Origin of the sequence: Rhizobium sp. BK619 (genome assembly GCF_014195245.1) — a bacterium.
In the GTDB taxonomy this organism is placed as follows: domain Bacteria; phylum Pseudomonadota; class Alphaproteobacteria; order Rhizobiales; family Rhizobiaceae; genus Rhizobium; species Rhizobium acidisoli.
This window is the reverse complement of the sequence record NZ_JACIBH010000013.1, coordinates 109,101-122,238: the sequence shown is the minus strand read 5'-3', so window position 1 is coordinate 122,238 and position 13,138 is coordinate 109,101. Positions and strand designations below refer to the sequence as shown.

Annotated in this window: 13 protein-coding genes; 3 read left to right on the top strand and 10 right to left on the bottom strand. The window is 63.4% G+C overall.

Annotation, left to right across the window (positions count from 1 at the left end):
* Window positions 1–6: 6 nt before the first annotated feature.
* Complete coding sequence (locus tag FHX14_RS24285) at window positions 7–1,749, bottom strand: ATP-binding protein (protein WP_184379180.1); 1,743 nt, start codon at window positions 1,747–1,749, stop codon at window positions 7–9.
* 84 nt (window positions 1,750–1,833) lie between these two features.
* Between FHX14_RS24285 and FHX14_RS24280 the strand changes: the two genes are divergently transcribed.
* A complete protein-coding gene (locus FHX14_RS24280) occupies window positions 1,834–2,403 on the top strand; it encodes a GNAT family N-acetyltransferase (protein ID WP_184379178.1) in 570 nt (189 codons plus the stop codon).
* Between the two features lie 393 nt (window positions 2,404–2,796).
* On the opposite strand, the gene FHX14_RS24275 is transcribed toward FHX14_RS24280, so the two are convergent.
* Both FHX14_RS24275 and FHX14_RS24270 read right to left on the bottom strand, forming a co-directional pair.
* A complete protein-coding gene (locus FHX14_RS24275; protein ID WP_179613208.1) occupies window positions 2,797–3,429 on the bottom strand; it encodes a PQQ-binding-like beta-propeller repeat protein in 633 nt (210 codons plus the stop codon).
* A 44-nt stretch (window positions 3,430–3,473) separates the two neighbouring features.
* A complete protein-coding gene (locus tag FHX14_RS24270; protein ID WP_183697856.1) occupies window positions 3,474–4,694 on the bottom strand; it encodes a helix-turn-helix domain-containing protein in 1,221 nt (406 codons plus the stop codon).
* Window positions 4,695–4,812: 118 nt separating this feature from the next.
* Here FHX14_RS24270 and FHX14_RS24265 point away from each other — a divergent pair, with 118 nt between their 5' ends.
* Window positions 4,813–5,610, top strand: coding sequence for a DUF899 family protein (locus FHX14_RS24265; protein ID WP_179613206.1), 798 nt, complete (start codon window positions 4,813–4,815; stop codon window positions 5,608–5,610).
* Window positions 5,611–5,615: 5 nt separating this feature from the next.
* The gene (locus tag FHX14_RS24260) at window positions 5,616–5,978 is read left to right on the top strand and encodes a hypothetical protein (RefSeq protein ID WP_012558153.1); all 363 of its coding nucleotides are present in this window, start codon (window positions 5,616–5,618) and stop codon (window positions 5,976–5,978) included.
* Between the two features lie 191 nt (window positions 5,979–6,169).
* Here FHX14_RS24260 and FHX14_RS24255 read toward each other — a convergent pair whose 3' ends face one another.
* The 7 genes from FHX14_RS24255 to FHX14_RS24225 all read right to left on the bottom strand — a co-directional run bounded on the left by FHX14_RS24255 (window position 6,170) and on the right by FHX14_RS24225 (window position 12,975).
* Window positions 6,170–6,811, bottom strand: coding sequence for a metallophosphoesterase family protein (locus FHX14_RS24255; RefSeq protein ID WP_012558154.1), 642 nt, complete (start codon window positions 6,809–6,811; stop codon window positions 6,170–6,172).
* Between the two features lie 205 nt (window positions 6,812–7,016).
* Entirely contained in the window at window positions 7,017–7,847 is an 831-nt protein-coding gene (locus FHX14_RS24250) for an inositol monophosphatase (RefSeq protein WP_179613205.1), read from the bottom strand.
* On the bottom strand, window positions 7,844–8,674 hold the full coding sequence (locus FHX14_RS24245; RefSeq protein ID WP_179613204.1) for a glycerophosphodiester phosphodiesterase family protein: 831 nt from the start codon (window positions 8,672–8,674) through the stop codon (window positions 7,844–7,846). Before FHX14_RS24245 ends, FHX14_RS24250 begins: the two co-directional genes overlap by 4 nt.
* A gap of 10 nt (window positions 8,675–8,684) precedes the next feature.
* The gene (gene ugpC, locus FHX14_RS24240) at window positions 8,685–9,791 is read right to left on the bottom strand and encodes a sn-glycerol-3-phosphate ABC transporter ATP-binding protein UgpC (protein ID WP_012558158.1); all 1,107 of its coding nucleotides are present in this window, start codon (window positions 9,789–9,791) and stop codon (window positions 8,685–8,687) included.
* A 2-nt stretch (window positions 9,792–9,793) separates the two neighbouring features.
* Window positions 9,794–10,711, bottom strand: coding sequence for an ABC transporter permease subunit (locus tag FHX14_RS24235; protein WP_012558159.1), 918 nt, complete (start codon window positions 10,709–10,711; stop codon window positions 9,794–9,796).
* A gap of 3 nt (window positions 10,712–10,714) precedes the next feature.
* Entirely contained in the window at window positions 10,715–11,605 is an 891-nt protein-coding gene (locus FHX14_RS24230) for a sugar ABC transporter permease (RefSeq protein WP_179613202.1), read from the bottom strand.
* A 62-nt stretch (window positions 11,606–11,667) separates the two neighbouring features.
* Entirely contained in the window at window positions 11,668–12,975 is a 1,308-nt protein-coding gene (locus FHX14_RS24225; protein ID WP_012558161.1) for an extracellular solute-binding protein, read from the bottom strand.
* Between the last annotated feature and the right edge of the window lie 163 nt (window positions 12,976–13,138).

The following is a 13,138-nucleotide window of genomic DNA, read 5'->3' as shown; positions in this document are numbered from 1 at the left end:
TTTTCCCTAAGCTGCGACGTGTTGATCCGACAATAGAGACCCTATTGGCAGACGAATGATAAATGTTGTGCCCTTGCCGAGCTCGCTCGTCACCTCGACGGTGCCGCCATGCAGTTCGACGACCTGCTTGACGACGTTGAGCCCGATGCCGGTGCCGGCAATGCCCGTCGCGCTGCGGGCGCGGTAATAGGGTTGAAACAGCTTCGGCAGATCATCCGCATCCATGCCGATGCCGCTGTCGGCGATAGCGATCTCCAGCGTCTTTTCATCAACCCGGGCGCGAACATGGATATTAGGCGCATTGGGCGAATATTTGACGGCGTTCGAAATCAGGTTGGTGAAGACCTGTTCCATCGCGCTGCGGTCGAACGTCAAACCCTCGGGTATCGCCTCAAGATCGAGATGGAACAGATGCGAGCGGCTGAGGTGGCGCTGTCTGTCGCAGCAGGTGACGAGCAAGGCTTTCAGATCGCCCTCGCTCCGCTTCAATGTAATCTGTCCGGTTTCGAGCCGGCCACTGGCGAGGATGCTCTCCATCAGATCGACCATGCGCACCACCGCGCTGCGGATCACGCCGGCTTTTTCGTGAACGTAGTCGCCGCCGACATTGGTGGTCGAGCGGCAGAGCCGCTGGGCTGCGGCGTCGATGATTGCGAGCGGTGTGCGAAACTCGTGCGACGCCATGGCGACGAACTGGCGCTGGAGCGCATTCACCTGGCGCTCGTGCACCAGCAGCCGGTCCAGCTCCTCCCTCTGCCGTTCGATCTCGGCCGTTCGATCGGCCACCATTTCTTCCAGGTGGTTGCGGTGGTGGGTGAGCTCAGCCTGGCTGTCCAGCAGGGTCAGCGAGGTCCGATGCAGACCGCGTCCGAGCCAGAAGACGACAGCGATCAGCAGCGCCAGGCAGCCAAGCCCAGCCGGCGCGATCTGTTGAAAGAGCATGAATCCGGGCAGGATCGGCGGCCATACGAGATAGCCGATCGTGCCGCCGTCATGCGACAACACCGGCACTTGGGCCCGTTCGTCCTTGCTTTTCGGCGCGAAATGCAAGCCTTCGAGGCGCGCATAATGGGCGATGCTTTCGGCGGCTTTTCCATCGATGAACTTGACCGAGACGGCGATGAACTCCTGGCCCGCCTCGATCTGCATTCTGGCCGAGCTCGGCAGAATGGGCCGCGCGCTGGCGATTGCCGGCCGGCTGCCGATCATGATCGTGCGAACTGTCGCCAGTTGACCAAGCGGTTTGGTACTGGGCTTTGCAGCCTGCTCGACAAGAACCGCGCGCATCTCTCCGGCAAGCGTGGTCATTTCTTGGCCGTCGTCGCTGCCAAGCCGCGGCGGCATGGCATCCGCGCCGTCGCGGAACGCAAACATCAGGCGATTGGTATCGTCGAAGATATAGGTCCTGTCGTGCCCGAAATACTGGCTCGTCCACCGGCCGATATTTTCGAGCAGCCATTCATGGTTCCGCTGCTTGGCATAAAGGAAAGCATCGTCCCATTTGGCAACGCTTTCCTGTTCCCGGGGAAGCGCCGCGATCTGTTCTTCCAGTCCCTGCCGGACAAAATCGGCCTGCCGGCGGAGCGAGAGATCATCGACCTTTATGGCGGCGAGCCACGCAAATCCGCACAGCAACACAGCCGCCGCACAGGTGAGTGTCACCAAGACGAATGTAATGTGGGATGTTAGCCTGACCTTCAATATCTGCAACCTTTTGACGGCGCCTGCTGCCGAGAAATTGACACGCAAAGGTTGACGGACCGTGAATTATGCGCTCCCCTGCGCCCCGCGACATGTCTCCACAGGCATTCGCGATATTCGAAGGAGAAGCGCATGGACGCCACCGCGTCGGATATGTCAGGCATCAGGATCGAACCGATTGCTGCCGCGCACATCGACAGCTTTCATCGCGCGCTCGACGTTGTCGCGCGGGAGAAAAAATACCTGTCCATGCTTGAGGCAACGCCGCTGCCGGATACGCGCGCCTTCGTGATGGGCATGATTGCAAAAGCCAATCCGCAATTCGTTGCTATCGCGCAAGACGAGGTCGTCGGCTGGTGCGACATCGACCGGCATTTCTTCCCGTCGCACGCCCATCGCGGCAAGCTCGGAATGGGGATCCTTCCGGCCTATCGCGGCCAGGGTCTCGGACAAAAACTCATCGAGACGACATTGAGAGCCGCGCAGGAGGCCGGCTTTCTCCGGGTCGAACTCGATGTTTACCAGGACAATCACCGGGCGATCGCCCTCTATGAAAAAATGGGGTTCGTGCGCGAGGGCATAATCCGGCGCGCCGCGCGTATCGACGGCCGGTTCATCGATGCGATCGGCATGGCGCTTTTGTTCGATGAAGATGCAGCGCTTGGCTTAATAGCAACCCAGGAGGATGCCCCGGCCAAATAACCGGCAACGGGCTTTGCTCCCGGCGACCGTTGCGCCACCCCCGGTGAACGCAAGGAGCAGCGCTGCGGTGTGTCCTTCGAGGCTCCGCCCTATGGGCTACGCGCCTCAGGATGAGGAACCTTGGAGAGTGGCGCGCCCAATAATAGCGATAGGTTTTGTTCCAGGCTACGGGTACCCCGCCGCTCGCGCCAGCGCCCCAGAGAGCCTCATCCTGAGGTGCCCGCAGGGGCCTCGAAGGACGAGGCGGGTGCGCCAATGTGGGATGATGCAAGAAGCACTGTTCCGGCACGTGCTTCGAGGCTCCGCCCTGCGGGCTGCGCGCCTCAGCATGAGGAGCGTTGGTGGGGGCCGCACTCTCCAGAAGAGGTGTTGGAGGATAGCGACCCTTCCGCCTCACCCCGGCCGGCGCACCGCGCGGATCTTCCCGCTACCGCCGCCTCCGCAGAAGAAGCAGTCGCCGCCGTCGGATTCGAGGCCGGAGACGCCGGTGCCTTCTGGCATGTCGAGCCGCTCCAGCACCTCTCCGGTTTCCGGATTGATGCGCCTGACGTCGCTGTCGTCGCCCTCCCAGGTGCCGTGCCAGAGCTGGCCGTCGACCCAGGTCACGCCGGTGACCACGCGGTTGGATTCGATGGTGCGGAGGATTTTGCCGGTTTCGGGATCGATCTGATGGATCCTGCGGCCGCGATGCTGGCCGACCCAGAGCGTGCCCTCGGCCCAGGCGAGGCCGGAATCGCCGCCATTGCCGGGTGCCGGGATGGTGGAGAGGATATGGCCGGTCTTCGGATCGATCTTGTGAATGACGTCCTCGGCGATCTGATAGAGGAACTCTCCGTCGAAAGCCGTCCCGGCATGCGAGGCGACTTCGATGGAGCGCACCACCTCGCCGCTTGCGGGATCGAGCGCGTTCAGTTTGTCGCCCGAGGCAAACCAGACGTGCTGGCCGTCGAAGGTGACGCCGTTGACGCGCTCAGCGCCGGGAAAAGGCCCATATTCACGCAGAATATTCGCAGCTGATTTTTTCATCTCTTCCTTCCCGATTACTCCAGTTCATTATAGTGCGGGCCATCCTAATCGCTCGGCAGCGGCCCGGGGAGTAACAAGATCGTCGGGAAACCAGGCAGCGGCGGGCTCATCCAGCGCCGTGCCCGCCCGCGCCCCAACGATTGGACCTTGCCTTCACCGGCCAGCGAATCCAGCGCCCGCTGCACGGTGCGGGGGCTGGCCGCGAGCGCAATCGCCAGCGCCGAACTCGACCACGCCTCCCCGTCGGCCAGAAACGCGAGCACCGCACCATGCGCCCCTTCGACGAGAGGCGCCAGCACGGCAATCTCCCGGGCGCCGCGCGGGGAAAGCGCAAAACCGCGCTTTGTCGCCGAAACCTCCGCCAGTCCCCGCAGTTCAGCGCGCAGCCGGCCGATCTCGACCCGCAGCCGGGCGCGATGCGATTCATCGGCATGTTTGCCGCGGAAGGCGCGGGCAATCAGCGTACCCCTTGCCACATCCCCCGGCCAGGCTTCGGCGAGCGTGCGGGCAAGTGCAAACAGCACCGGCCGAGTCGCGAGCGAGACGGCAGTGCCCGCATTCCACACCACATGGCGGCAGGCATCGACGACGAGGGTGCCGGAGGAAAGCAGCGCTTCCACCTCGGTCAGCAACAGCGGGTGCTCCCGCCCGTGCGACATCAGCCGCGCCGCCGGGGTGTCGAGCACCAGCGCGGCGGTTTCGACCTCCGCCGTCAAAGCGGGGATCGCTGCCACCCGCGCCGAAAGCCTTGCCCGATCGAGGGCGGCGCGAGCTGCCTGCGTCTGCAGGCGCCGAACGGCGATGCCGGCCGCCACCAGTTCGTGGGCAGTCCGCAACGCTGGCGGCAACGGCGCCGGATCGAGTGCTGCGAGCGCACGCTCGGCCTCGTCGAGGCGGCCGATCAGCACCAGCCTGCGAATGGCGACATTGCCCGCATGGGCGGCATTGACCCTGTCGCCATGCGCTTCCAGCACCCTGCGCGCCGATTCCAACGCCTTCGGCGGCCAGATGAGATCGCGTGAGACGAGTGCGATCTCGGCTTCGGCGACCACGCATCGCGCCTGCGCCACCGCCTCCCGCGGTCCGAAGGCGCGCGCCGCACTCTTCAACAGCGCCTTGGCGCGGACGAGGTCACCGAGTTGAGCCATCGCAATGCCGCGCAACGCCAGCGCCGGCGCGTCGTCGCGCAGCGCCACCCGCTTCAGCGCGCCAAGCGCATCACCCGATGCCAGCGCCCTCGCGGCGGCTGTGATCAGCGAGTCCATTCAAATCCCGTCACACTTGTCACTCCCGCCATTTCGCTGCCCGGCCGTAATCTGCTTGGGACCGGCAGGCAACCCGCGCCGGATGCTACGACGATAGACAGGCAAAGGAGAAGACCCCATGACGGCACAGCTCAACGCAACACACCAGCAATGGCTGGCAGCAAGGCTCGATCTGCTCGAGGAGGAGAAGGAATTGACGCGGCGGAGCGACGCGCTGGCGGTCAAGCGCCAGCAATTGCCGCGTGTTGGGATTGATAAGGAATACCGCTTCGACACCGAAGGCGGCAACCTCTCGCTGAAGGATCTCTTCGGCGGCCGTTCGCAGCTGCTCGTCTATCACTTCATGTTCGGGCCTGATTATACCGCCGGATGCCCGTCCTGCTCCTCGATTGCCGACGGTTTCAATGGCGTCTTCGTCCATCTCGAAAACCACGACGTCGCCTTTTGGGCGGTGTCGCGGGCGCCGCTGACAAAGCTTCAGGCATTCAAGCAGCGCATGGGCTGGAGCTTCCCCTGGGCCTCGTCCTTCGGCAGCGATTTCAACGGCGATTTCAGCGTCTGGTTCAGTGCCGAAGATCAGCGCCGGGGCGATATAGAATACAACTACCGGCTTGAGCCGCCGGCCCCCGAACCGCTCGCCGGCCAAACCGTGCAGCAATGGCAGCAGCCTGAGGGAGAAGGCCCGGTTGCCCAAATCGCCGCCATGACCGGCACCGATGTCATGACCTACACCCGCGACCGGCCGGGAGTCAGCGCCTTCGAACTCGTCGACGGTGCGGTCTATCACAGCTATTCCAGCTATGCCCGCGGCCTGGATGGACTTTGGGGCATGTATCAATGGCTCGACCGCGCGCCCAAGGGCCGCAACGAAACCGGCATCTGGTGGCGCCATCACGACCGCTACGGCAAGGAGTAACGGCGATGCTGTTTTCCGCCGACACAGCAAAGAGAGACGACGGCAACGCGTCTCTCAACGCCGCCGAATGGCTGTCGCTGGCAGCCGCCGACGACGGTTCAACTGGCAACCCGAGCGGGAGGTTGACCAATCAGGCCGGCTGCATCGCCACCCATACCGCCGACCGGCTATCCCTCGCCGCCGCCCCGACATTCGCGCTCATGGCGCTGCTGACGGCCACCACCGGCAGCGCCGACATGATCTGCACCACGACGCCAAATGCATTCCCGATCGGCGGAATGGTCCCGATGTACCTGCTGATGAGCGGCTTCCACCTTGCGCCCTGGCTGCGCCTCGCCGCCGGCTGGCGAGGCACGGGCCAAAGGTGACGGTGCCAACGTCGCGACACCTCCGGTCCGTCATTCCTGTTCGCGGGCTTTAACCCGACGGATGTCACAGGAATGACGGAGATTGGGTTGCGTTCTCGCCAAACCTTCTGCTGGCGGCCCGATAAATCCCTCGTTTCGCATTGCTCCACTCCGCCGTCTCTGGCTTTACACCCTTACCGACGCGACCAGCTTCATGCCCTCACCTCGATAAAGTCGATCGGCCCGCCGGCAACCTCATCGTCGAACACGGCACAGGAAAGCTTGCCGCCGAAGACGCAGCCGCTGTCGATGTTGGTGCGGTTTCCTGTCGTCACCGGGTTGGACAGTGAGGGAGTATGGCCGTGGACCAGATGTTTGCCCCAATAGTCGCTGGATTGACCGGGAGGGAACCGCAGCCAGAGAAGATCGCGCTTGGTCTGCCGTTCCAGCGGAAATTCCGGAACAACGCCGGCATGGACAAAGATGCGATATCGATCCACATGCATAAGCGGACGATCGCCAGCCCATTGCAAATGCTGAGGCAGAACCCTGCCATCATAGGACATTTCGGTTTCAAGCCCGCCATTGCTGATCCATACGGCTCTGTCGTCGCTGTCGGCATAGGCAGCGACCATCATGTCCTCATGATTGCCTTTCAAGCAGATCCAGCGCCACGGGCCGGGCGGACCGGCAATGAGCCGGTCGAGGACACGTCTGCTGTCAGGCCCGCGATCGATATAGTCGCCAAGGAAAACGACTGTACCTTCAGACGCATAAGCCTCCATGCGATCGATCATGCTGTTCAGTGGATCGATACAGCCGTGGATATCACCGATGGCGAACGTGTAGCGCATGTTCCAAGCCCCTCGGCTGCAATGTGACGGTCCGCGAGAGAAGGCGCGCAAAGGCATGGCACGGAGGCTCACGCCCCTTCGCCGTCTGCCGCATCATAACAAACGCAAACCCCGCCGCCATCGCGAAAACCGACTCTGACTCAGGCATTTACCGTGATTGCCTCTCCTTCCGCTTGAGCAGCATCGCGTCGAGACGCGACCTATTTCACTCCTCGACAAAAATCCGCTGGATCATCTCCCAGCTTGCAGCGTCCGGTGCCAACAGCAACCTTCCCCTCGCCATCGCCGGGCGATAGGCTTCGCCGGTGAGCAGCGCGCCATAGCCGCCAGCTTCGCAGTGGATCAAGACGCCGGCGGCGTGGTCCCAGGGTTTGAGCTCGGCGTTCAGGGCAAAGCTCATCGCGCCGGATGCCACCCCCCGGTATTCATAGGCCGAGCAACGCCAGGTGGTGATGCGGGCAAAGCGCAGCAGGCCCTGCGCATAGGCCGGCTGCTCCTCGGCGGGAAACATGTGCAGCGGCACGAAGCCGTGCATCTCACCGACGGGTGACGGCGGCGCGACAGCCAGGCGGGTCTCTGTACCGTCCCGGGCAATGTGCCAGGCCCCTCGCCCTGGCCGGGCGGCGAGGAAATCGCCGGTCACGGGATAGTGGATCAGCCCGGCCACGGTTTCCCCGCCCGAGACGACCGCCACGATCATGCCGAAGAGCGGCAGGCCGTGGGCGAAATTCCAGGTGCCGTCGACAGGATCGATGATGACGGCGAGATTGGCATCAGCGAGCCGCGCCAGAATGGCGGGATCGACAGAAACCGCCTCTTCACCGATGAGCAGCGCTTGTGGAAAGCGCGCCGAAAGCGCCTCGGCGAGCCGCCGTTCGGCGCCGAGATCGGCATCGGTCACCAGATCGTCGGGCGCGGTCTTGGTGCGGATCCCCTCGGCAGTGACGCCGAGGAAGCGGGGCAGGATTTCCGCCTCCGCCGCCCGGCGCATATCCTCCATCAGCGCGCGGAGGAGCGCATCGGAAATCTCCCTCACCTCTGGCGCGCCTCGATATAGGCCTTGAGCGCGGCCGGCTGGTCGGTCTGGATGACGCTGATGCCTGATGCCATCATCCGGCCCCAGATCGCATCCGGATCGGCAAGCGCTGCTCTGTCCGTGAGGCCGCAGCAGGAGACGGGATCGAGCGAGTTGACCCAGAGCGAGATGCCGGCCTCGCGCAGGCGCTGGTGCTGGCCGGCCAGCGTCTCCAGCCGGTCGAACTTGGCTTCGCACATGAAAGGTTTTATCGAGAGGACCGTCTCGGCGGTCTGGTCGGCGCTGTCGGCCCGGAAGAAGGCCTGACCCATGAAGGGAATGCCGTCGATGCCGCTTTGCCGGGCGAGCCAGGCGAGCGCCTCCGGCGTATCGGCCCGGGCCTTGAGATCGACCTGGTCTTCCATGCCCATCTCCTTGACCTTGGCGGCGACGGTGCTCATCAATTCAAGGTGCTTGATATCGAGATCGACGAAGATGCGGCCGCGCACGGTTTCGAGCACCTGTTCCAGCGTCGGAACGGTCTCCGTCGTAAACGGCTGGTCCGGCCCGCCATCGGCCATGCGCAGCCTGAGACTGGTGATCTCGGCGATCGTCATTTCCTCGGGGATACGGTCGACGCCGGCCATCCGCTCCAGCGTATCGTCATGCAGTATGAACAGCACGCCGTCAGCGCTCTGGCGGATGTCCACTTCGACGATGTCGTAGCCGCCGGCAATCGCGTTCTCGATGGCGGCAAGGCTGTTTTCGGGAGCCTGATGCCAGGCGCCGCGATGGGCGGCGATGGCACAGGGACGCGATGGGTCGGCAATGTGGTCGATGTATTTCATGGGATTTCCTTCAATTCGCGCCGAATGCGCTTGGTATGGCCCTGCCGCTCGCCGGATCGAAAAGATGCAGGCGGGAGTCCGGGAAATGGAGGGAGAGCTGGCCGTGGTCGGAAACGTCAGCGCCGAAGGGTGTGGCGATCCTGACGACGGAGCCCGCAAGCTCGGCGGCGAGCACCGCATGCGAGCCGAGATCCTCGCGGAAACGCAAAGTGGATGTGAGCTTATGTCCGTCTGCCTTGGCGTCGAGGAGGATATCTTCCGGCCGGATACCGAGCTGATAGGCGCCGGTGAGCCGCGCCGCAGCCACCACTTGCCCGTCGGCGAGCCTGAGGACCGCGCCATCGCCGGTGACAGGCAGGATGTTCATCGGCGGTGCGCCGATGAATTTCGCGACGAAGACCGAGGCCGGATGATGATAGATCGCCTTCGGCGTATCGAATTGCTCGATCCGGCCCTTGTTGAGGATCAGGATACGGTCGGCGAGCGTCATCGCCTCCACCTGGTCATGGGTGACGAAGACGGTGGTGGCGCCGATGCGCCGGTGGAGCTCGGCAAGCTCGACGCGCATGTCGTGGCGCAGCTGCGCATCGAGATTGGAGAGCGGCTCGTCGAACAGCAGCACGCCGGGCTCGCGCACGATGGCGCGGCCGATCGCCACGCGCTGGCGCTGGCCACCGGAGAGTTGCCCCGGCTTGCGGGCGAGATAATCGGAAAGCCCGAGCATCTTCGCCACCGCGCCGACCCGCTCGATGCGCTCCGCCTTTGCCATGCCAGATACTTTGAGGCTGTAGGCGATATTGTCGAAGACGCTCATATGCGGATAGAGCGCGTAGTTCTGGAACACCATGGCGCAGCCGCGGTGTTTCGGCTCCAGATCCTGCACCTCGCGGTCGCCGAAGGCGATCGCTCCGCCGCTGACCCGCTCGAGGCCTGCAATCATCTGCAGCAGTGTGGACTTGCCGCAGCCGGAAGGGCCGAGCACGACGGTGAATTCGCCGGCCCCGAGCTCGACATCCATCGGCGGAATGACGGTGGTGTCGGCATCATAGGCCTTGGTGACGCCTGAAAGCGTGATGTTGGCGGCAGCGGCGCGGATGGCCATGTCGATCGCGGTCATCGCTATTTCTCCGTAAGAACGAGGCCCTGGACGAGATAGCGCTGCAGCAGCGCGATCATCGCGAGCGGAATGATGGAAACGATGATGGTGGCGGCCATGATCATCGGGAAATCCGGCACCTCTCCCTCGGCATCGGGAACCAGCCGCGCCAGCCCGACGACGGCGGTCTGCATGTCCGAGGTCGAGGCGGCAACGAGGGGCCAGAGATATTGTGTCCAGCCGCTGAGGAAGGTCAGCACGAAGAGCGCGGCGAAGCTGGGGCGCGACAGCGGCAGCAGGATGTCGAGCAGGAAGCGGATCGGCCCCGCCCCGTCCATGCGCGCCGCCTTGAAGAGATCCTTCGGCAAAGTCAGGAAGAATTGGCGGAACAGGAAGGTGCCGGTGCCGTGCGCGACGAGCGGCGCGATCAGGCCGAGATGCGTGTTCAGCACGCTCCATTCGAGCTTCACCGGCGCGCCGAAATACGCCGCGATCAGCTCGTTGAGGCCGGTGACGTCGAGCAGCGCATTCAGGGGAGAAAACACGTTCGATGCCACCTGATAGGTGGTGATGACGCGGATCTCGATCGGCAGCATGATCGTCGCCAGGATCAACGCGAAGGCCGCTCCCGCCCAGCGGACGCGGAAATAGACGATGGCATAGGCCGACAGAAACGATAGGATGCAGGTCGCCAGCGCATCGCCGAAGGCAACCGCCAGACTGTTCAGCATCTGGATCGGGATATGCGTTTCGGCAAAGACCCGCGCCATATTGGAAAACAGCTGGTCGCCGGGAAGCCAGGCAAGCCCGTTGCGCAGTATGAATTCATAGGATTGCGAAGCGGTCGACAGCGTCAGATAGAGCGGCCCGAGAATATAGGCGATGCCGGCGATCAGGATGAAGCTGGCGGCGATGTTGAGCGAACGGGCGTTTTCGATCATGGTTCACCTGTCGTAGCTGACGCGCCGGCCGAGGAAGACAAACTGGGCAGCGGTGAGGAGGACGACGAAGACCATCAGGATCGCCGTCTGGGTGGAGGCGCCGGAGAGGTCGTAGCCGGAAAAGCCATCGGTATAGATCTTGTAGACGAGCAGCGTCGTCGAGCCGCCCGGCCCGCCTTTGGTGATCGTGTCGATCAGCGCGAAGGCGGAAGTGACGCTTTCGGTGAATTCCAGCACCAGTGTCAGGAAGAGCTGCGGCATGATGAGCGGCAGCTGCACGTCGAGGATCCGTCGCCACGGCCCTGCCCCGTCCATCGCCGCCGCCTGGTGCATGCTGCGCGGGATCGATTGCAGGCCGGCGAGCAGGATGACGAAATTGAACGGGATTCCGCCCCAGACATGCGCCGCGATCAGCGTGATGAAAGCGTCCGTGCCGTCGATGCCGGGCGCCCAGATGCCGGGAAAGATGGAATTGAGCGGCGCCAGCACGCCGGCGAAAGGATTGAAGAGGAAGGCGAAGACGACGCCGATCGAGGCGCCGGCAACCCCCTTCGGCCAGACCAGCACGTTGCGCGCCGGCAGCGACATTGCGATTTTCCGGTCGGCTGCAACCGCCAGGATCAGCGGGATCGCCACCGCAAGCGTGGAGCCGGTAACCATGAAAATGATGGTGCGCCAGCCGGCCTCCCAGAATTCGGGATCGGAAAAGACCCGGATGAAATTGTCCCAGCCGACGAACATCGAGCCGCCCCCGAAGGGGCGCTCGAGGAAGAAGGACCAGTAGAAGGCCTGGAAAATCGGCGCGTAGAAGAACAGCACGATCAGCAGCATGAGCGGCGCTACCAGCAGAAGCGGCAGCCAGCGATGGCTGAAGAGCGAAGATTCCGACATCATGGGAAACCCTGCATTGGGGGGCCGCATGGGCACTCCGAGCGCCCGTGCGGGGGAGGTTCGGATCAGTGCAGCTTTACGCCCTTGTAGGTCTGCTCGAAGCGGCGCAGCAGCTCGTCGCCGCGCTTCTTGGCGTTATCGAGCGCTGCCTGCATCGTCTGCCCGCCGGCAAAAGCCTTCTGCGTTTCTTCCATGAAGACCTGGCGAAACTGCACGTAGAAGCCGAGGCGGATGCCGCGGGTATCCGGCGTGCGCGGCTCATTCATCGAACCGATGCCGACGGCGGCCGTGGCGTATTTCGGCGTATTCGCCTCGCCGCTCTTGGCGATCGCGTCCATCACGTCGCTGGTGACCGGCACGTAGCCGGTGGCTGACGTGAAGGCCATCTGCTGTTCGGGTCGGCGCACGAAATCGAGGAAGGCCTTGGCGCCCTCGATTTCGGCCTTGTCGTGGCCTTTCATGATGTAGATCGAGGCGCCGCCGACGAGCGTGTTGTGGCGCTCATACCCCTTGTACATCGGCGCCATGCCGACAGTGAGCTCGTACTTGCCTTCGAACGCCTTGGCGGAAGCGGTATAAGAACCCGAGGAATTCTCCATCATCGCGCATTCGCCGGCATTGAAGGCGGCGGTGAAATTACCGGCCTTGGTATCGCTTGCGAGCCTGACGAGGCCTTCCTTGCGCCAGTCGACCAGGTTCTGCAAATGCTTGGCGGCGAACGTGGTGTTGAAGACATATCCGGCGTCGAGGCCGTCATAGCCATTGTGCCTGGAGGCGATCGGCAGGCCGTGACGGGCCGAGAACTGTTCGAGCACGCGCCATGTATCGCCGTCGGTGACGAAGGGGCAGGCATGACCCGATGCCTTCAGCTTGCGGGCAGCTTCGATGATCTCTTCCCAGGTCGTCGGCGTCTCGGTGACGCCGGCTTTCTGAAGCTCGGTCTTGTTGGTGTAGAAGAGCAGCGTCGAGGCATTGTAAGGCTGGGCGAAAAGCTTGCCGCCGGAGGTTTCGTAATAGGCGCGCGCCCCGGCAATATAGCTTTCCCACTTGACGTCGGGCAGCACCTCCTGGACTGGCACAACAGCGTCCGACAGCATCAGATCGAGCGTGCCGGCGTCGAAGAACTGGATGAGGACGGGATGGTTCTTGGCGCGAAAGGCTGCGATCGCCTTCTGCATCGACACCTCGTAGCTGCCCTGGCCAACGCAGGTAATGTGATGCTCGGTCTGCGCGGCATTGAATGCGCTGCATTGGGCTTGGATCGCCGTCTCGACGACGCCGGTATTGCCATACCAGAATTCGATATTGGCCGCCTGTGCGGAACATGCGCCCGCCATCAGCGCGGCCGCAGCCGCCAGAATGGAAATCTTCATCTTGCCCTCGCCTGTTTGATCGGCCGGCTTCGCGCCTGGCTCGGTTGACGGCGATTTATTACACACAGTGTGTAACAATTTGGTGACGCACGCGAGGCGCTTGTGACCAGTCACGGCTGCTGCTATAGGGCGAACGGTTGGAACGATCGGTAACGGCGCCAAT

What these genes read in the sequence shown, in the direction of transcription:
- FHX14_RS24280 (WP_184379178.1), top strand. Translation starts at nt 1,834, where the DNA reads ATGGACGCCACCGCGTCGGATATGTCAGGCATCAGGATCGAACCGATT.
- FHX14_RS24275 (WP_179613208.1), bottom strand. Translation starts at nt 3,429, where the DNA reads ATGAAAAAATCAGCTGCGAATATTCTGCGTGAATATGGGCCTTTTCCC.
- FHX14_RS24270 (WP_183697856.1), bottom strand. Translation starts at nt 4,694, where the DNA reads ATGGACTCGCTGATCACAGCCGCCGCGAGGGCGCTGGCATCGGGTGAT.
- FHX14_RS24265 (WP_179613206.1), top strand. Translation starts at nt 4,813, where the DNA reads ATGACGGCACAGCTCAACGCAACACACCAGCAATGGCTGGCAGCAAGG.
- FHX14_RS24260 (WP_012558153.1), top strand. Translation starts at nt 5,616, where the DNA reads ATGCTGTTTTCCGCCGACACAGCAAAGAGAGACGACGGCAACGCGTCT.
- FHX14_RS24255 (WP_012558154.1), bottom strand. Translation starts at nt 6,811, where the DNA reads ATGCGCTACACGTTCGCCATCGGTGATATCCACGGCTGTATCGATCCA.
- FHX14_RS24245 (WP_179613204.1), bottom strand. Translation starts at nt 8,674, where the DNA reads ATGAAATACATCGACCACATTGCCGACCCATCGCGTCCCTGTGCCATC.
- ugpC (WP_012558158.1), bottom strand. Translation starts at nt 9,791, where the DNA reads ATGACCGCGATCGACATGGCCATCCGCGCCGCTGCCGCCAACATCACG.
- FHX14_RS24235 (WP_012558159.1), bottom strand. Translation starts at nt 10,711, where the DNA reads ATGATCGAAAACGCCCGTTCGCTCAACATCGCCGCCAGCTTCATCCTG.
- FHX14_RS24230 (WP_179613202.1), bottom strand. Translation starts at nt 11,605, where the DNA reads ATGATGTCGGAATCTTCGCTCTTCAGCCATCGCTGGCTGCCGCTTCTG.
- FHX14_RS24225 (WP_012558161.1), bottom strand. Translation starts at nt 12,975, where the DNA reads ATGAAGATTTCCATTCTGGCGGCTGCGGCCGCGCTGATGGCGGGCGCA.